The organism is Pseudomonas sp. NDM (genome assembly GCF_003105095.1).
GTDB lineage: Bacteria > Pseudomonadota > Gammaproteobacteria > Pseudomonadales > Pseudomonadaceae > Aquipseudomonas > Aquipseudomonas moraviensis_A.
In genome coordinates, this window is record NZ_QETJ01000011.1 from 5,861 (window position 1) to 27,238 (window position 21,378).

At 65.3% G+C, this 21,378-nt stretch carries 2 protein-coding genes; both read right to left on the reverse strand.

Annotated elements, in window-relative coordinates; translation table 11 throughout:
• Positions 1-8,298, reverse strand: coding sequence for a non-ribosomal peptide synthetase (locus tag DCO47_RS04730; protein WP_116657589.1), 8,298 nt, complete (start codon positions 8,296-8,298; stop codon positions 1-3).
• On the reverse strand, positions 8,295-21,260 hold the full coding sequence (locus DCO47_RS04735; protein WP_116657590.1) for a non-ribosomal peptide synthetase: 12,966 nt from the start codon (positions 21,258-21,260) through the stop codon (positions 8,295-8,297). Before DCO47_RS04735 ends, DCO47_RS04730 begins: the two co-directional genes overlap by 4 nt.
• Between the last annotated feature and the right edge of the window lie 118 nt (positions 21,261-21,378).

Consider the following 21,378-nt stretch of genomic DNA (forward strand, 5'->3'; position numbering starts at 1 on the left):
TCAGGAGAGCATTGCCTTGGCCGGCCGTTTCAGACCCTCGTGCCACCACGCGGCGAAATTCAATACGTTGGGTGCCTTGAGCAACGTGAAATGGTTGCCCGGGCCGTACCACACCGTCAGATCCGTCACCTCGCGACGCCAGCCTTCGATCATCGCCGCCTGCTCGCGCTGATTGCCCGCCGCATCCAGTGTCGGATCGTCAACCAGCGCCAGGCGCACCGGGCCGCTGTAACGCTGACGCGGTTGATAAACCGTGCGCAGGGCGCTGGCGAAGGTGCGCGTCGAGCCAAGCAAGGACTGCGGCGTTGTCCGCGCCGACAGCACCCCCGCACGCACCATGCCTTCGTGCAACAAACGCAATTGCGTGGAGTCATCGGCCTCGGAGAAAACCTCGGCATCGATGCCCAGGGAGGTGCCTGACGACAGTTGCAACGCCTCGATCAGCCGCTGCAATGCAGCGGTCGCGGTGTAGGGTTTGCCGATCACCCCGTTGCCGCCGGGGGATTCGCTGTCGATCAGCGTCAATGACGCCACTTCGCGCCCCTCGGCCTGCAATTGCGCGGCCATGGCATGCGCCACCCAGCCGCCGAAGGAATGCCCGATCAAGTGCAACGGCCCGTGCGGATAGAGTCGCTCAATAGCGCGCAGGTAAAACCGCGCCGCCACCTCGACCTGACTGTGCGGCACCGCGCCGCCGTCCAGCCCGCGCGGTTGCAGACCATGGATCGGCCACTCGGAACCGAGGGCTTCGCTCAGATGAATGAAACCGGTGACACTGTCGCCGGCACCCGGCACGCAGAAGATCGGCGCCCGGGCACTGTCGCCAGTCTGGATGGTCACCAACGGTTGATAGACCGGCAATGCCGGCGCCTGGGCCGCCTCCAGTGCCTGACCGATGGCCTGACCCAGCGCTTGAATATGCGGCGCTTTCATCATGCTCTGGTGATCGCCGGGCACATCGATGCAGTGCAACTCGGCATCTGGCAGATCTTCGGCCCAGCCGAGGGTCGGGCTGAGCGGCGCCATTGCCGCCGAACGTTGCTGCGCGCGGAACACATGCAGCGGCACCGGCAGCGGACTGATGCGGTAATGCGCCAGCGCATGTCCGTGCGCCACTTCGCGATCAAGGTAATGCCAGGCATCCGCTGCCGAGGCAACCGACAACTCGGGATGGAGCAATTGCTGCTGTTGGCAGCGCTCGAGCAGTTCGGCGAAGGTCAGGCTTTCCAGTTCGGCTTGCAACGCTGTCAGCGCCGTCAACCCGCGCTGGCCATCGTCGCCAAGGCCAAGCCAGTGCGCGGTGCAATGCAGAAGCAATTGGCGCTTGTGCACGTGGGCATCGTTCCAGCGAGCCTTGTGCGGATCGGCCAGGCGCGGCACATAGCTGTCGATCAGGCCGATGAACTCGACCCTTTCGTCCAGCCCCAGCAATTGCTGGGCGACTTCATAAGCCAGCACCCCGCCAAACGACCAGCCTGCCAATCGATAAGGCCCGTGGGGCTGTCTGCGACGAATGATCCCGACCATGCGTGTGGCCAGGCATTCGAGGGTGCGCAGTTGCGTCTGGCCGAACTCGATGCCGGGCAAACCGTAAATCGGAAAACTCCCATCGATGTGCCGTCCCAGCGCCGGGAAATACACATCGCGACCGCTGAATTCATGCACCAGAAACAACGGCGTGCCGTGATCGCCAGCGCGTACCACGATCAGCCCCGGTTCCTCCTCGATAACGCCGTCACGTTCAGCGAGCAGCGCAGCCGCCGCCTCGATGCTCGGGTGCTGGAACAGCTCGGCCAGGGTCATCGGCAGACCGGCCTGCTGCATCTCGTTGACCAGCCTCACTGCCAGCAACGAATGCCCGCCCAGTTCGAAGAAGTTGTCGTGGCGACCCACCCGTTCAACCTGGAGAACCTCGCGCCACAACTCGGCGAGGCGGCTTTCCACGGCATTGCCCGGCGCCTCGTACACACGATTGAGCATTGCCTCTTGCGTCGGTGCCGGCAGGGCCTTGCGATCAATTTTGCCGTTGTTGTTCAGCGGCAACGTCGCCAGTCGCACCCACGCTGACGGCACCATGTATTCCGGCAGCCGGGCCTGCAACAACGCGCGCAGCGTGGCGCTTTGCAGCTCGGCATCGGCGGCGCTGTAATAAGCGACCAAGCGTGTTTGCGTGCCGTCTCGCCGCGCCAGTACCACCGCCTCTTTAACGCCGGGGCAACTGAGCAGGCGGTTTTCGATCTCGCCCAGCTCGATGCGGAAACCGCGAATCTTCACCTGATCGTCATTGCGACCGATGCACTCAAGTTGCCCCGGCGCGAGCCAGCGCACCAGATCGCCGGTGCGGTACATCATCGCTTCGGGCCGGCGGCTGAACGGGTCGTGGAGGAATTTCTCCGCCGTCAGCTCGGGACGATTGAGGTAACCCAGGGCAACGCCCTGCCCGCCGATGTACAACTCACCGGTAACGCCGAACGGTACCGGTTGCTGACAGCCATCAAGCACATACACCTGAGTGTTGGAAATCGGCCCGCCGATCGACACGCTGTCGGCATCCTCGGCGACGCTCTGCACGGCAAACGTGGTGGCGTAAGTGGTGGTTTCCGTTGGCCCGTAGCAATGCACCAGACGCAGCTGCGGCGCCTCGGCGCGCAACTTGCGAAACGCCGCCGGATCGCCGCGCTCGCCGCCGCAGAGCAGAATGCGCAAGCCCTTGAGGGCGTCGGGAATCAGCTGCACATACTGGTTGAACAGCGCGGTGGTGACGAACAGGATGCTCGCGCCGCTGCGCTTGAGTTCGGCGCCGAACGCCTGCGGATCGAGCAAGGTGGCATGCTCGATGATCGCCACCCGCGCGCCGTTGAGCAGTGCGCCCCAGACGTCCATGGTGCTCGCGTCGAATGCCGGGTTGGAGGCGAATGCCACGCAGTCCTGCCGATTGAAATCGGCGTAGCCGTTGTTGATCACCAGCCGCGTGATCGCCCGGTGCGGGACCATCACGCCTTTGGGCATGCCGGTGGAGCCGGAGGTGTACATGATGTACGCCAGCGACTCTGCCGACTGCGGCAGATCCGGGTTGTGGCTGGGCTGAGCGCCGAGCGCCAGCCGATCGAGATCGATGCGCCGTGCGGCAAACGTCAGCGTGGTTGTGCTGTGGCTCAGCAGCGCGGCCGCCTGGCAATCCTCGACCATGAACGCCAGACGCTCGCTCGGTGCATGAATATCCAGCGGCACCCACGCTGCCGCGCACTTGCCGATCGCCAGTTGCGCGATCAGCAGATCCAGCGAGCGCGGCAACAGGATCGCCACCGCATCGCCGGGTTTCACGCCCTCGCCGAGCAAATGATGCGCCAGCCGATTGGCCCTGCGGTTCAACTCGGCATAGCTCAGGGTTTGCTCGCCATGCAGCGCGGCGACAGCGTCGGGTTGTTGCAAGGCCAGCGCTTCGAACAAACGCTGCACCGTGTCGTTCTGCGGGTACTCGCGCTCGGTGTCATTGAAGTCCACCAGCAAGCGCTGGCGTTCTTCGTCCTGCACCAGCGGCACCTCGTCGAGCAGCGCCTGATCGTTGGCACCCATGGCCTGCAGCAATTGCCGCAGGTAACCGGCGAAACGCTGCACCGTGGTTTCATCGAACAGCGCCGTGGCGTATTCCAGCCAGCCGCCAATGCCCTCGGGCGTGTCGCCGAGGGTCAAGGTCAGGTCGAACTTGGCAAAGTGACTCGGCTCGGCCACCGCTTCCAGGGTCAGATCGCCCAGGGCCAGCGCCGGGCCGTCGCTGTTGCGCCAGTTGAACATGGTCTGGAACAACGGACTGTGCGCCAGACTTCGCACCGGCCGGGTGATTTCCACCACTTGTTCGAACGGCAGATCCTGATGCGCCTGGGCTTGCAACGTCAGCGCCTTGACCCGCGCCAGCAGCGCTGCGCCGGTCAACTCGCCGGAGGTGTCGATGCGCAGCGCCAGGGTGTTGACGAACAGGCCGATCATGCCCTCGACTTCGACCCGATTGCGGTTGGCCACCGGCGAGCCGACGACCACATCGGTCTGCCCGGCCAGACGCCCGAGCAATACTGCCCAGGCGCTGAGCAGGGTCATGTACAACGTCACGCCGTGGCGCTGGCTCAAGGCCTTGAGCCCGGCGCTCAAACGCTCATCCAGTTGCAGGTCAATGCTGCTGCCGGCGTAGTCCTGCTGCGCCGGTCGCGGCCGATCGGTGGGCAGGGTGAGCAAGGCCGGCACCTCGCGCAGGGTGCGTTGCCAGTATTCGCTCTGACGCTGCAATACCTCGCCGCTCAACCAGCGCCGCTGCCACACCGCGTAGTCACTGTATTGCAGGGTCAGCGCCGGCAACGGATCGTCTTCGCCCTGACTGAACGCCTGATACAACGCCATCAGTTCACGGGTCAGCACACCCATCGACCAACCGTCGGAAATGATGTGGTGCAAGGTCAGCAGCAGCACGTGATGATCATCGGCCAGACGCACCAGACGCCCGCGTATCAGCGGGTCATCAAGCAGATCGAACGGCCCCGAGGCTTCGCCCTGAATCAGCGCCTGCAACGCCTCGTCCGCCTGCGAGTGCTGGCGCAGATCCTCGACGCGCAACAGCAGGCCGCTGTCGACCGGCGCGATCAGCACCTGAGCGTCGCCATCCAGCGGAGCGAAGCGGCTGCGCAATGTCTCGTGGCGCGCGACGATACGCGCCAGCGCGCGTTGCAGGGCAGCGGCGTCGAGGGCACCGCGCAAGCGCAGGGCGATCGGGATGTTGTAGGCGGTGTTGGCGCCCTCCATCTGCGTCAGAAACCAGAAGCGCTGCTGCGAAAACGACAGCGGCAGCGCCGTTTCACGTGGTACCGGCAGGATCGGCGGTTGCGTGCAGCGCCCGGCCTCGGTCAACACCTGCGCCACCGCCGCCAGCTCGGCGTTGGCAAACAGGTCGCTGAGCACCAGCTCGACGCCCAGTCGCTGCCTGACCTGCGCGACCATGCGCATGGCCAGCAGCGAATGCCCGCCCAGTTCGAAGAAATGGTCCTCGCGCCCTACCCGCTCGACCTGCAACACCTCGGCCCAGATGTCCGCCAGTGCGGTCTCCACTTCGCCCTGGGGCGCGGCGTATTCGCGGGCGAACAGCGCCGAGCGTTCGGGTTTCGGCAGGGCCCTGCGGTCGAGTTTGCCGTTGGCGGTCAGCGGCAGTTCGTCGAGTTTGACCAGGGCGGACGGCACCATGTATTCCGGCAGTTGGCTGAGCAGCAGCGCGCGCAGTTCAGCCACGGCCAGCGCCTGCACCTGAGCCTGCTCGGTGAAATACGCCACCAGCCGCGGCTGCCCCGGCTGATCCTCACGGGCCACGACCACCGCTTGCTGAATACCGGGCAGCTGATTGAGGCGGTTTTCGATCTCTCCCGGTTCGATGCGCACGCCGCGAATTTTCACCTGATCGTCGTTGCGCCCGAGGTACTCCAGGGTGCCGTCGCAGCGCCAGCGCGCAAGGTCGCCGGAGCGGTACATGCGTGCCTGCGGCGCACTGCTGAATGGATCGCGCAGAAAGCGTTCGGCGGTCAGCTGCGGCTGGTTCAGATAACCCCGGGCGACGCCGCTGCCGCCGATGTACAACTCGCCGACCGCGCCGATCGGCACCGGGCGCTGTTGCTCGTCGAGCAGATACACCGTGGCATTGCTCACCGGTTTGCCGATGTGCAACGCATCAGCGCTGTCGATGCGCCCGGAAGTGGCGACCACCGTGGTCTCGGTCGGGCCGTAATTGTTGATCACGTCGAAACGCTGGTTGCGCGAGAACTGGCGCAAGCGGTCGCCGCCGATCAGCAGCGTGCGCAAGGTCGGGTGTTCCAGGTGTTGGCTGAAGGCGTATTCGGCCACCGGCGTGGGCAGGAAACTCACGTCCAGCGGCTGCGCGCGCCACCAGTCGAGCAAGGCGTCGATGTCTTCGCTGCCGTCATGGGCCGGCGCAATGTGCAAGGTCGCCCCCGCGCACAGCGCCGGCCAGACCTCCCAGGCCATGGCATCGAAACCGAATCCGGCAAGGCTCGAAGTGTGGCGGCCGGCACACAGGTCAAAGGCCGCACAGTGCCAATCGACGAGGTTGGACAGGGTGTGGTGTTCAACCATCACGCCCTTGGGCAAACCGGTCGAGCCGGAGGTGTAGATCACGTAGGCCAGATGGCTGGCCTGCAGATTCGGCAGCTGCGGGTTGCGGGTGATGCCCAGCGGCCAGGTGCGCGGGTCGAGATTGAGCACCGGCACCGCCAGCAGCGGCAAGCGGTCGCGCAGATCGGCGCTGGTCAACACCGCGACCGGGGCACTGTCGCGCAGCAGATGCAGCAGGCGTTCGGCCGGGTGCGCCGGATCGACCGGCACATAACCGGCGCCGGCCTTGAGGATCGCCAGCAAACCCACCAGCGCGTGCACCCCGCGGCGCGCGACGATGGCAACGCGGTCATCAGGCTGCACGCCCAAGTCGATCAACTGGTGCGCCAGCGCATTGGCCCGGTGGTTCAACTCGGCAAACGTCAGCGACTCGCCCAGATGCACCGCCGCCAGCGCATCCGGCCGCGCCAGCACTTGCGCTTCGAAACGCTGCTGGATCGGCAGCGCCGCCGGGTAATCGACCTGACTGGCATTGAACCCGTGCAACAGTTGCTCGCGTTCGGCGGCGGGCAGTACCGACAACCGATTCAGCGGCGTCTCCGGCGCGTGTTCCAGCGCCGACAGCACTTGTTCCACTGCGTGCAGCAGATAGGCGCAGAGACGTTCACCCTCAACGGCGCGAGTGGCCAGCAAGGTCAGGCTGAAGCGGTCGCCGAAGTCATCGATGCTCAGGGTCAGCGGATAATTGGTGCGTTCTTCCGAACGCAGCACGCTGATGCCTTCCCACGCGGCAAGTGCTTCGGAGCTGGCACTGCCGCTGGAAGCGCTGTGCCGATAGTTGAGCAGCGTGCTGAACAACGGCGACGACGCGACCACGCCACTGCAACGCTGCGCCAATGCCAGCGGCGCATGTTCGTGACGCATCAGCGTGGTCAGCCGCGCGTGGGTGGCCTTGATCGCCTCACTGACCGCCAGCGCCGTGATGTCGACCCGCAGCGGCAAGGTGTTGATGAAGATGCCCAGCGCTCGTTCGGTGCCTTCGGCGTTGTGCATGCGCCCCATCAGCACCGTGCCGAACACCACGCTCGCTTGCCCGGTGAGGGCGCTCAGCACCTGGCCCCAACCGAGGTGGAACAGGCTGGCGACGCTGACGCCCTGGCGGCGTGCCTGCGCGCGCAAGCGACGCTCCAGTGGCGGCTCGAGCGCCTGACTGAATTCGACGATGTCACTGCCGTCGCCGTGCACACTCTGCAAGCCGTAGGGCAGCGTCGGCTGGTCGATGTCAGCCAGCATGTCGCGGAAAAACGCTTCGTGTTGCGCCTCGCTGATGCCCAGACGCGCCTGCGCCACGTAATTGCGAAACGGCACCGGCGCGCCCAACCGCGCGGCGTGCCCGCTCAGGCAAGCCTGCAGTTCCTCGCTGACCACCGCCAGTGCCGAGTGGTCCATCGCCATGTGATGAAACAGCAGCATGGCGACGATGCGTTGCTCGCGTTCATCCCAGGCATGCGCCAGCCGCAACAGCGGCGCGCGGGTGACGTCGAGGCGAAACTCGCGGGCGTCGAAACGGGCGTGCAATTGTGCCAACGCATCGCCGCCATCGGCCTCCAGCCGCACTTCTTCCAGCGGCAGGCGCGCCTCACGCATGACCACTTGCAACGGCGTATCGAGACCTTCCCAGAACACTGCGGTGCGCAGGATGTCGTGGCGGTCGATGACCGTCTGCAAGGCATCGACGAATGCCTGCAAACGCTGCGCTCCGCTGAACGCGAAATGCGCCTGCATGACGTAGGGGTCGCCGTGTTGCGCGCTGACGTGGTGATAGAGAATGCCTTCCTGCAACGGCGTCAGCGGATAGATGTCCTGCACGTTGGCAGCGCCGCCGGGAATGCCTTGGAGAAGCTGATCGAGGCTCTCCTGGCTCAGTTGCGCGAGGGTCAGCATTGCCGGGGTGATGTGGGTGCAGCCGGCCGCAATACCATTGGCCGGCACCTCGACCTGGCCGACCCTGGCCGCTGAATATTCGCCGGCCTTGATCAGCTCGATCAGCGCCGCCTTGTGTTCGCGCAACGAAGCCAGCAATGCCGGATCGCCCAGCGCTTGCTTGTTGCCATTGACGCGCAACTGGTCGTCCGTGACCGTCAACTGGATGTCGCGGGCTTTGAGTGTCGCCAACAAGGGATTGAGGTTCACAGGACGATCTCCATTCTTTCCGTGATTGCTGCGTAACCGGCCAGCGTCGGTTGTTCGAACAACGCCCGCACGTCAGCCTCCATGCCTTCCTGTTGCAGCCGGCCGACCAGACTCACCGCCAGCAACGAATGCCCGCCCAGCTCGAAAAAGTGGTCATGCCGCCCTACCCGTTCGACATTGAGCAACTCGCACCACAGCCGCGCCAGGGTGATTTCCACCTCGCCGACCGGCGCCTCATACGGCCGGCTGATCAGCGCATCCTGATTCGGTGCGGGCAACGCCTTGCGATCGAGTTTGCCGTTGGGGCTGAGCGGCAACCGATCGAGATGAACGAAGGTCGCCGGGACCATATAGTCCGGCAAACCGTGCAGTAACGTCGCACGCAGGATGTCGATGTCCAGCCGCGAGCCGGTGTAGTACGCCACCAGGCGTTTGTCCCCCGGCACGTCTTCGCGGGCCACTACCGCCGCCTCCTGGACGCCGTCGATCCGGCTCAGGCAGGCCTGGATTTCACCCAGTTCGATGCGCAGGCCGCGAATCTTCACCTGATCGTCATTGCGCCCGAGGTATTCGATATTGCCGTCGGCACGATAGCGAGCGATATCGCCGGTGCGGTACATACGCGCTTGCGCCTGGGCGCTGAACGGGTCGCGCAGAAAACGTTCGGCGCTGAGCTCGGCGCGGTTCAGATAGCCGCGCGCCACCTGCACGCCACCGATATACAGCTCGCCGACAACGCCTTGCGGCACCGGTTGTTGCTGCGCGTCGAGGATGTACATCCGCGTGTTGGCGATCGGTTTGCCGATCGGCGTATTGTCCGGCGTGTCCAGCAGCGGCCCGGCGCAATTCCACGCGGTGACGTCCACCGCCGCTTCGGTCGGGCCATACAGGTTGTGCAACTGACTGGCGGGCAACTGCTGTTTGAAACGCCGCACCAGACTGCCGGGCAACGCCTCACCGCTGCACATCACCTGGCGCAACCCGGCACAGCGCTCGGTCTGGCCGTGGGCGAGGAACACGTCGAGCATCGATGGCACAAAATGCACAGTCGTGACCTGTTCGCGCTCGATCAGCTCGCTCAGGTAGACCGGTTCCTTGTGCCCGCCAGGACGCGCCAGCAGCAGGCGTGTGCCGGTCATCAGCGGCCAGAAAAACTCCCAGACCGATACGTCGAAACTGAATGGCGTTTTTTGCAGCACGGTGTCCGCCGCCGTCAGCGCGCAGGCATCCTGCATCCACAGCAAACGGTTGACCACTGCGCCGTGCTCGTTGGCCACGCCTTTCGGTTGACCGGTCGAGCCAGAGGTGTAGATCACATAGGCCAGATTCGCCGACGTCAGGCCGCTGACCGGCGGATTGCTCGCCGGCAAATCGCGCCAGGTCTCCTGCTCCAGATTGATCACCGGCAATGCCAGTGCACCGGCCAGCGCGGCCGTGCTGCCTTGCACCAGCAGCGCCAGCGGTGCGCTGTCGGCAAGCATGTAGGCGATGCGTTCGGCCGGGTAGTCCGGGTCCAGCGGTACGTAAGCGCCGCCAGCCTTGAGGATCGCCAACAGGCCAACAACCATGGCGACACTGCGTTCGACGCAGATCGCCACCCGCGAGTCCGCCTGCACCCCGAGTCCGATCAGGTGGTGGGCCAGACGATTGGCGCGCACGTTGAGTTGTTGGAAATCCACCCGTTGATCAGCCATCTGCACGGCGACGGCCTGCGGCGTGCGCAGCACTTGAGCTTCGAACAGGCCGTGCAGGGTTTGCTGCAAGTCGTAATCGACCGCCGTCGCGTTGAAGTCGAACAGCAAGCGCTGACGCTCGGCATCCGGCAACACCGATAACTGCTCGATCGGTTGCTGCGGCGTCTGTTCCAGGGCATCGACCAAGCGCTGCAACGCTGTTTCCATATAGCGGCAGATGCGCAACGCACCGACCTCCGCCAAGGTGATCGCGCTGAGCCTGAAACCCGTGCCAAAGTCGTCGACGTTGAGGCTCAGCGGATAGTTGGTGCGCTCCTCGCTGTGCAAGGTCTCGATGCCTTGCCAAGCCGGGTGCGCTTGCGCTGGCGTCGCGCTGCCATGGCGATAGTTGAGCATCGCGCTGAACAACGGCGCCGGTGCGGCGATCCGGCTGCAACGCTGGGCCAGCGCCAGCGAAGCATGCTCATGCGCCAACAGGCCGGTGAGTTGCTCATGGGTGGCCGCCAGGGCCGCGCGCACCGTCTGCGCGCCCAAATCGACGCGCAGCGGCAAGGTATTGATGAACATGCCGAGCCCGCGATCCGCCCCCGCCCCGCCCTGCATCCGGCCCATCAGCACGGTGCCGAACACCACCCGCTGCTGGGCGGAGGTGGCGCCCAGAACTTGCGCCCAGGCCAGATGAAACACGCTGGCGACGCTCATGCCCAGCTGTCGCGCCTGACTGCGCAGACGCTGTGCCAGCGCATCGGGCAGTGCCAGCGCCGCTTCCTCATAAGTACCCGCCGCAGCATTGACCTCATGCAGACCGAACGGCAGCGTCGGTTCATCGACATCGCCGAGCATGTCGCGGAAGAACCCTTCGTGCTCCGCCTCACTGATGCCCAGCCGCGCCTGCGCTACATAGTTGCGGTACGGCGCCGCCGGTGGCAGCGAGCGCTGTTCGCCAGCAAGGCTGATCTGCATTTCTTCGCGCACGACTTCCAGCGCCGTGTGATCGAGGGCGATGTGATGGAACAGCAGCAGGCCGGCCACTTGTCCGGTGGCCGGATCGCGGGCGTACAACAAGCGGATCAGCGGCGCCTTGCCGAGATCCAGCGAACACGTCGACAGTTGCTCGAACGCGACTTCCTCCACCGGCAATTGCGCCTCGCGCCACACCACTTGCACCGGCGCGTCGAGGCCCTGCCAGACGATCGAAGTGCGCAGGATGTCATGGCGCGCCATGACCTGACGCAACGCACGGGCGAACGCCTCGACGCGCTCGACACTGGCGAACGTCAACCGTGAATGCAGCACGTACGGGTCGTTCTGCCCGGCGGTGATGTGGTGGTAGAGAATGCCTTCCTGCAACGGCGCCAGCGGGTAAATGTCCTGCACATTGGCCGCACCGCCCGGCACCGTGGCGACGATGCGCTCGATGCTGGCCTGATCCAGTTGCAGCAGGCTGAGCATGTCGGGCGTGATGCAGGTGCAGTGCGCGGCGATGCCGTTGGCCGGCACCACAATCTCGCGGCCGCTGCCGACCGCCGCCGCCAGCGCCGCCAGTGTCGGCTGGTTGAACAGCACACGCACGTCGGTAGTCAGGTCGATCTGACGCATGCGTTCGATGACGCTGACCGCCAGCAACGAGTGCCCGCCGAGCTCGAAGAAATTATCGTGGCGGCCAACCTGCGCAACCCTGAGCACCTCGCTCCAGATCTGCGCCAGCGCGGTTTCCACCGGGCCCTGCGGCGCTTGGTACTGACGGCTGAGCCAGGCGCTTTGCTCCGGTTCCGGCAAGGCATTGCGGTCGAGTTTGCCGTTGGCGGTCAACGGCAAGGCGTCGAGGCGCACGTAGGCCGCCGGCAGCAACGCTTGCGGCAAGCGCGATTGCAAATGCTCACGCAGGTCCTCGAGATCGAGCGGCCCACGCGCGGTGAACCACGCCAGCAACTGCCCGTCGCGCACTTGTGCCACAGCGTCCTGCAGCGCCGGATGACTGGCCAGCGCCGCTTCGATTTCGCCGAGTTCCACGCGCACGCCGCGCAGTTTGACCTGATCGTCATTGCGCCCCAGATACTCCAGCGTGCCGTCGGTGCGCCAGCGCACAAGGTCGCCGGTGCGATACATGCGCGCCCCAGGCTCATGGCTGAACGGGTCGGCGAGGAAGCGCTCGGCGGTCAACTCATCGCGGTTCAGGTACCCCCTGGCCACGCCTGCGCCGGCGACGTACAACTCGCCTCTGACCCCAACCGGCAACAGCTGCTGCCGGCCATCGAGGACATACACCCTGGCATTTGCAATCGGTCGGCCAATATGCAACGCCTGCCCGGCCGCGATGCGCCCCGAGGTCGCCACCACCGTTGCCTCGGTCGGGCCGTAGTTGTTGATCACTTCGAAACTCTGGTCACGCGGGAATTGCCTGAGCTTGTCGCCGCCGATCAACAGCGTGCGCAAGGTCGGATGGCCCAGCTCGCGGCTGAAGGCATATTCCGCCACTGGCGTCGGCAGGAAGCTCACCTGCAACGGCTGCGCGCGCCACCATTCGAGCAACTCATCGAGGTGTTCATTGCCGATCGACGCCGGCGGCAGGTGCAACGTCGCGCCCACGCACAAGGCCGGCCAGACCTCCCAGGCCATGGCGTCGAAACCGAATCCGGCGACACTGGCGGTATGGCTGCCGGCGCGCAGATCGAAGGCTGCGGCGTGCCATTGCACCAGGTTTTCCAGGGTGCGGTGTTCGACCATTACGCCTTTTGGCTGGCCAGTGGAGCCCGAGGTGTAGATCACGTAGGCGAGATGATCGGCCGTCAAACCGCCGACTTCAGGATTGCGGTCCGGCCGGTCATGCCAACGCTCGTCGCCAAGATCGATCACCGGCACCGCCACCCTGCCCGGTTCCACGCCGGACACCAGCAGCGCCAGCGGTGCGCTGTCGGCCAGCAGATAGGCAATGCGTTCGGCCGGATGCGCCGGGTCGATCGGCACATAGGCCGCGCCAGCCTTGAGCACCGCGAGCATGGCCAGCAGCATGTGCGGGCCTCGCCGGGTGGAAATCGCCACCCGCGCGTCGGGCCGAACGCCCAGCTCGAGCAGGTAATGCGCGAGGCGGTTGGCCTGTTGATTGAGCTGCGTATAGGTCAGCTGGTGTTCGCCCGCGTGCAGCGCCGGCGCGTGCGGGTTGAGCAGCACTTGCGCCTCGAACAGGCGCTGCACCGTCTGCGCTGGCGGGAAGGCCACAGCGCTGGCGTTGAACTGTGTGAGCACTCGTTCGCGCTCGGATGGCGGCAGGATCGCCAGCCGATCCAGTGCCTGTTCGGGATCCTGCTCCAGAGCCGCCACCAACAGTGCCAGCGCGCTGTGCATCAGCTCGCAGACCCGTTGCGCACCAACCTCGGCGGGCGTCAGCACCGACAAATCGAAGCCCTCGCCGAGATCGTTGATGCTCAGCGTCAGTGGATAATGGCTGCGCCCCTCATGAGCAAGAAACTCGATCCCCTGCCACGCCTCCCCGTCAGACTGGCGCGAGGCGCTGTGGCGATAATTCAGCACCGAACTGAACAGCGGCAACGGTGCGGCAACCGCACTGCAACGCTGAGCGAGCGCGAGTGAAGCGTGTTCGTGACCGAGCAGCGCAGCCAGCCGCTGATGCACGCCGCGCAGTGTCGCACCGACGCTGGCCTCATCGACGTCGACACGCAACGGCAAGGTATTGATGAACATCCCCAGTGCCCGATCGGCCCCCGCACCGCCCTGCAGGCGACCGAGCAACACGCTACCGAACACCACGCGGGGCTGCCCGGCGGTGGCCGCCAGCACCTGCGCCCAGGCGAGGTGGAACAGACTGGCCGCGCTGACCCCGAAACTGCGCGCCTGCGCCCGCAAACGCCTGCTTAACTCAAGCGGCATTGCGCTGACATGCCCTTCGATGTCCCTGCCGTCATTTTCAACTTCACGCAAACCGAACGGCAGGGTCGGCTCGTCGACGTCGCCGAGCATCTCGCGGAAGAATATCTCGTGTTCCTGCTCGCTGACGCCGTGGCGAGCCTGCGCCACGTAATTGCGATACGGCGCTGCTGCGGGCAGTGGCTCGCTGTTGCCGAGCAAGCCGGCCTGCATCTCCTGCCGCACCACCTCCAGCGCCGTGTGATCGAGGGCGATGTGATGGAACAGCAACATGGCGACGACCCGTTTGTGCTCAGGGTCATCGGCATACACCAGGCGCATCAGCGGCGCCTGACCGAGGTCGAGGCGCCAGTGCCGGGCGGCGAAACGCCCTTGCAACTGGGCAAGCACATCACCTTCTGCCGGGTCCAGCGCCACACCGTCGACCGCTAACGGCGCCCGTCGCCAGACCACTTGCTGCGGGCTCGGCAATCCCTCCCAGACCACGCTGGTGCGCAGAATGTCGTGGCGCTCGATAATGCCCTGCAGGGCTTTGGCGAAGGCATACAGGCGGTCGATGTTGGCAAAGGCCAGACTCGATTGCAGCAGATACGGATCGCCCGCGCCGGCGCTGATGTGGTGATAAAGAATGCCCTCTTGCAACGGCGCCAGCGGATAAATGTCCTGCACGTTGGCCGCGCCGCCCGGCACCGTGGCGACGATGCGTTCGACACTGGCCTGGTCCAGTTCGCTCAGGCTCAACATGTCCGCGGTGATGTGGCGGCAGTCATCGGTAATGCGATTGGCCGGCACCTCGATTTCGCGACCGCTGCCCAGCGCCGCCGCCAGTGCGGCGAGGGTCGGCTGGCTGAACAGCACCCGCACATCGGCGCTCAGGCCGAGCTGGCGCAGGCGCTCGATCAGGCTGACGGCGAGCAACGAATGCCCGCCCAGTTCGAAGAAATTGTCATGCCGACCGACCTGCGCGACTTTGAGCAGATCGCTCCAGATCTGCGCCAACGCCTGCTCCAATGGACCTTGCGGCGCTGCGTATTCGTGGCTGAGCCAGGCGCTGTGATCCGGCTCCGGCAAGGCTTTGCGGTCAAGCTTGCCGTTGGCGGTCAGCGGCATCGCCTCGACGCGGACATAAGCGGCGGGAATCAGTGCCTCGGGCAGTCGGCTCTGCAAGTGGCGGCGCAGATCAGCGATGTCTACCGCGCTGCGCTCGCTGAACCACGCCAGCAAGCGCCCGTCACGCACCAGCACCACCACGTCTTGCACGGCGCTGTGCGTACTCAGCGCAGCTTCGATTTCCCCCGGCTCGATGCGCACGCCGCGCAGTTTCACCTGATCGTCATTGCGCCCCAGATATTCGAGCGTGCCGTCGGCGCGCCAACGGGCAAGATCGCCAGTGCGATACATGCGCCCATGGGGCTCATCGCTGAACGGATCTTCGAGGAACATGTCGGCACTCAGTGCCGGGCGATTCAGGTAGCCACGAGCGACCCCGGCGCCACCCACATACAGTTCGCCCTGCACGCCCACCGGCACCGGTTGTTGCTGACTGTCGAGCAGATAGATTTTGGCATTGGCGATCGGCCGACCGATGTGCAACGCCTGCCCCGCCTCAATGCGCCCGGACGTCGCCACCACCGTGGCTTCGGTCGGCCCGTAGTTGTTGATCACGTCGAAGGTCTGGTTACGCGGGAACTGCCGGAGCTTGTCGCCGCCGATCAACAACGTGCGCAGGGTCGGATGGCCCAACTCGCGGCTGAACGCGTACTCGGCCACTGGGGTCGGCAGGAAGCTCACTTGCAATGGCTGCGCGCGCCACCATTCGAGCAATTCATCGAGGTGTTCATTGCCGATCGATGCCGGTGGCAAGTGCAGGGTCGCGCCCACGCACAAGGCCGGCCAGACCTCCCAGGCCATGGCGTCGAAACCGAACCCGGCGACGCTGGCGGTATGGCTGCCGGCATGCAGATCGAAGGCGGCGGCGTGCCAGTGCACCAGGTTTTCCAGGGTGCGGTGTTCGACCATTACGCCTTTTGGCTGGCCGGTAGAGCCGGAGGTGTAGATCACATAGGCGAGATGGGCCGGGGTCAGCGCCGGCAATTGCGGGTTGGCGTCGGACAAATTTGCCCAGCCGTTATTGTCCAGATCGATCAGCGGCACCGTGCCGAGCAAGTCGCGGGTCGAGGCCTCGGCCAGCACTGCCAGCGGATCGCAGTCCTGCAGCAGATAGGCGATGCGCTCGCGGGGATGGGCCGGATCGACCGGCACGTAAGCCGCGCCGGCCTTGAGAATTGCCAGCAACGCGACGAGCATCTGCGGGCTGCGGCGCAGGCATACGGCGACACGATCGTCCGGCTGCACGCCGAGGCCGATCAGGTGCTGGGCCAGACGATTGGCGCGCTGGTTCAGCTGCGCGTAACTCAGACGCTGCTCGCCCTGCACCGCCGCCCAGGCGTCGGGATTCGCCAGCGCTTGCGCTTCGACCAGGCGCTGCACGGTCTGCGCGGGCGGGAATGGTTGCGTGGTGTCGTTGAAGCCGAACAACACTTGTTGGCGTTCGCCCGGCGAGACAATCGACAACTGTTGCACGGGCAGCGTCGGCGAGTATTCGAGGGCGTTCACCAGACTGTGCAGTGCGGTTTGCAGATAATCGCAAACCCGCACGCCGTCCACCTGCGGCACCGCCTGCACGTTCAGCAGGAAACCATCGCCGAGGTCATCGACGCTGACCACCAGCGGATAATTGCTGCGCTCGCGGGAGCAGAGAATGTCGATGCCGTCCCATTCCACTGCAGCCGCGTCCGCCTGACTGTGACGGTAATTGAGCAGCGTGCTGAACAGCGGCGACGTCGCGGCGACACCGCTGCAGCGCTGGGCCAACGCCAGTGACGCCTGCTCGTGGCCGAGCAACTGCGCCAGGCGTTGGTGGGTGACACGCACGCTGTCCTGCACCGATTCGGCGCCGACAGTGACGCGCAATGGCAAGGTGTTGATGAACATGCCCAACGCACGATCGGCGCCAGCGCCGCCCTGCATGCGCCCCAGCAGAACGGTGCCGAAGACCACGTCCTGCTGACCGGAAACCTGCGCCAGCACCTGTGCCCAGGCCTGATGCACGAGACTGGCGATGCTGATGCCGAGGCGCCGCGACACTCCGCGCAAACGTTGTCCGAGGCCAACGTCGAGGGCCAATTGGCTGTCAACGATGGCGCTGCCGTCGCCGAGCACATCCTGCACACCGAACGCCAGTGTCGGCTCGCTGATGTCGCCGAGCATGTCGCGAAAGAACTCCGCGTGCGCTTCGTCATCGGCGCCCGCGCGGGCCTGGGCCACGTAATTGCGGTATTGCACGGCTGGCGGCAGATCATCCGTGCGCCCGAGCAGCAGGTCGTTCATTTCCGCCACCAGCACTTCGAGTGCGGTGTGGTCGAGGACGATGTGATGCATCAGCAGGATGCCGACCCAGCGCTGATTGGCCTGGTCTTCGGTATAGGCAAAACGCATCAGCGGCGCCTGGGTCAGATCGAGGCGATAGTGACGCGGATCGAAACGCGCCTGCATCTGCTCCAGTGCGTCGCCGGCAAGCTCGTCGGCATCGACCCGCTCAAGATTCAGCGGCGCCTCGCGCCAGACCACTTGCACCGGCGCCTCCAGCCCCTCCCAGACCACGCTGGTGCGCAGAATGTCATGACGGGTAATCACGCTGTTCAAGGCGCGCACGAAGTCCTTGATCTGCGCCAGGCCGGCAAAGGCAAATTGCGCCTGCAGCACGTAGGGATCGCCGCTGTGGCTGGCGAGGTGGTGGTAGAGAATGCCCGCCTGCAACGGTGCCAGTGCGTAGATGTCCTGAACATTGCCGACACCGCCGGGCACACTGTCGATCACTGTGTCGATGCCAGCCTGATCGAGATCGGCCAACGGCAATTGCTCCGGGGTGATCGCCGTGCAACCGGCTTCGATACGATTGGCCGGTACAACATGCACCTGTGTCGCGCCGAGGGTAGCCGCCAGCGCCGCCACGCTTGGCTGGCCGAACAGCACCCGCACATCGCAGTGCAAGTCGTGTTGACGCATGCGTTCGATCAGCTTCACCGCCAGCAGGGAATGCCCGCCGAGCTCGAAAAAGTTGTCATGCCGACCCACCTGCTCGACCCCGAGCAGGCTCTGCCAAATGCCGGCAATCAGGCTTTCCACCGCGCCTTGCGGCGTCTCGAATCCGCGTCGCGCAAACGCATCACTGTCCGGCGCCGGCAGTGCCTTGCGGTCGAGTTTGCCGTTGGCGGTCAGCGGCAAGGCGTCGAGGCGCACAAAGGCGCTGGGCACCATGTAGTCCGCCAGCGAGTCGAGCAGCGTATCGCGCAGCTGCGCCACGCTCGGTTCTTCGCCTTCGGCAGCGGTCCAGTACGCCACCAGTCGCGTGTCGCCGGGGCTGTCTTCGCGGGCGATGACCACGGCGTCGCGCACACCGGCGCAGGCCGACAGGCGTGCCTGGATCTCGCCGAGCTCAATGCGAAAACCGCGGATCTTCACCTGATCATCGTTGCGCCCCAGATAGTCGAGACTGCCGTCGGCGGCCCAGCGCGCCAGATCCCCGGTTTTGTACAGGCGCGCATCGGCGGCGCGGCTGAACGGATCACGAATGAAGCGCTCGGCGGTCAGCTCAGGACGGTTGAGATATCCGCGCGCCACGCCCGCGCCACCGACATACAACTCGCCGGTCACACCGACCGGCACCGGTTCGCCTTGAGGATCGAGCACATACAGTTGCAGGTCGGCAATCGGCCCGCCGATCGGGCTGACACCGACCAATTGCGCATCGGCGGCCTGCAGCGGCCGATAGGTCACGTGCACGGTGGTTTCGGTGATGCCGTACATGTTCACCAACCGCGTGCCGGCGTTGCCGACCCGGGCGTACCACGGTTTGAGCAGTCCCGGCTCAAGTGCCTCGCCGCCGAAAATCACTTCACGCAGCGAATGCTGCAACCCACTGCGGCCCTGCGCGGCGATCAACTGGCGGAACGCGCCAGGGGTCTGATTGAGCACGGTGACGCCGCTGCGGCACAGCAGCGCATAGCATTCATCGGGCGCACGACTGACGGTTTGTGGAACCAGCAACAGTTGCCCGCCGAAGGCCAGCGCCCCCCAGATTTCCCACACCGAGAAATCAAAGGCGAACGAGTGGAACAGCGCCCAGACGTCGCGCTCATTGAACTGAAACCAGTGCGCTGTGGCGCAAAACAGCCGCGCCACGTTGCGATGCTCGACCATGACGCCCTTGGGCAAACCGGTGGAGCCGGAGGTGTAGATCACATAGGCCAGACTCGCCGGAGTGAGCCCGGCGATCTGCGGATCGCGCTCGGATTCGCCGCGCAGAGTGTGATCGTCGAGATCGATCAGCGGCACTGGCAGCGCGCCGACCCGCTCTCGGGTGGCGGCTTGCAGCAGCAGTGCCACCGGGGCGCTGTCCTGCAGGGTGAAAGCGATTCGCTCCTGCGGATAGGCCGGGTCGATCGGCACATACGCGGCGCCGGCCTTGAGCACACCGAGCAGGCCGATGAGCATTTGCGGGCCACGCTCGACGCAGATCGCCACGCGATCATCCGGGCGAATTCCCAGCCCCAGCAGATGATGAGCGACTTGGTTGGCACGGTGATTGAGTTCGCCGTAGCTGAGGCTCTGCCCGTCGAACAGCAACGCGGTGGCATCCGGCCGGGCCTGGGCGTGCGCTTCGAACTGCTGATGAATCAATGGCGTATCGGGGAAATGCGCAAGCGCTGCATGGGCGCCGTGCAAGAGCCGTTCGCGCTCGGCGGCCGGCAGAATCCGGACGCTGTGCAGCGGCGTCGGCGTGCTCGTCTGCAACGCATCGACCAGGCCTTGCAGGGTGGTCTGCAGATAATCGGCGATGCGTTGCGCGCCCAGACTCGACTCCGCGAGTGCGGTGATACGCAAGTCTTCGCCCAGGTCATCGATGTTGACGGTCAGCGGATAATTGGTACGTTCGCGCGCGCCCAGCACTTGCACGCCCGGGGCGATCTCGATGATTTCGGCGACTTCATCGACGCTGCTGTGACGGTAGTTGAGGATCGCGCTGAACAGCGGCGTCGGCACTGCCACCGCACTGCAACGTTGCGCCAGCGCCAGCGAGGCTTGCTCATGGCCAAGCAGCGCGGTCAGGCGGCGGTGGGTCAACAGCACGCCGGCGCGCACGTCGTCGGCTCCGACATCGACCCGCAGTGGCAAGGTGTTGATGAACATACCCAGCGCGTGTTCACCACCCTCGCCGGCCGCCATGCGCCCGAGCAGCACGGTGCCGAACACCACCGCCGTGCGCCCGGACAATTCGCCGAGAACCCGCGCCAGGGCCAGGTGCATGACACTGGCCACGCTCACCCCCAGTTGCCGCGCCTGCTCGCGCAATTGGCGACTGAGGGCGCCGTCGAGCAGCAGCGAGACTTCTTCGATCGAGTGGCCGTCGCCCTGCACATCGCGCAAGCCGCAGGGCAGCGTCGGCTCGTCGATGTCGGCGAGCATCTCGCGGAAAAATGCCTCGTGGGCCGATTCATTTGCGGCCAGCCGTGCCCGCGCCAGATGATCGCGATACGGCACTGGCGCCGCCACTTGCGCGCTGTGCCCGAGCAGAAACGCCTGGGCTTCGCGACGGATCACGTCCAGCGCCAGGTGATCCATGATCAGGTGATGGAACAGCAACAAGGCAACCACGCGGCCATTGCCCGGATCGTCGGCAAACACCAGGCGCAGCAGCGGTGCCTGCCGCACATCGAGACGGAAATGCTGCGGGTCGTGGCGCTGCAACAGTTGCTCGAGCACCTCGCCATTGCCGTTCAATTCGAGCTCTTCGCAGTGCAGCGCAGCCTTGCGGTGGACCACTTGCAACGGTTCGTCCAGGCGCTCCCAGACAAACGAAGTGCGCAGGATGTCGTGGCGGCCGATCATCCATTGCAGCGCATCGGCAAAGGCTTGCAGGCGCTCACGATTGGCAAAGGCAAAGCGCGCCTGCGACACGTATGGGTCGCCCGCCGCTGCCGCCAGATGCAGATAAAGCATGCCCTCCTGCAAGGGCGCCAAGGGGTAGATGTCCTGCACATTCGCCGCACCGCCCGGCACACCGGCGACAATACGGTCGAGGCTGACCTGATCGAGCGCCACCAGCGGCAGCATGTCCGGGGTGATGCGATACGCCGGACTCAACCAGTCACCGTTGTGCTGCGCGACCAGTTCCAGCAGTTGTGCCTTGTGAGCGGCGAGGCTGTCCCACAACGCATCATCCAGCGCGTCGTCACTGCCCAGAATGACCAGGTCTTCATCTTCCTGTTGAAGGCGGATCGCATGGGTCGAAATAACTGCCATCAGTTCGCTGAAATGCATGGGATAACCTGCTGTAAAGACAAGAAAAAAGGCGCACGCAGCAGCAAGTCCGTGCTCACCGCGCGCAGCCCGGAAAAACTAAAACATCGGCGCGGCGCTGTCTGACATGGGAAGCCGG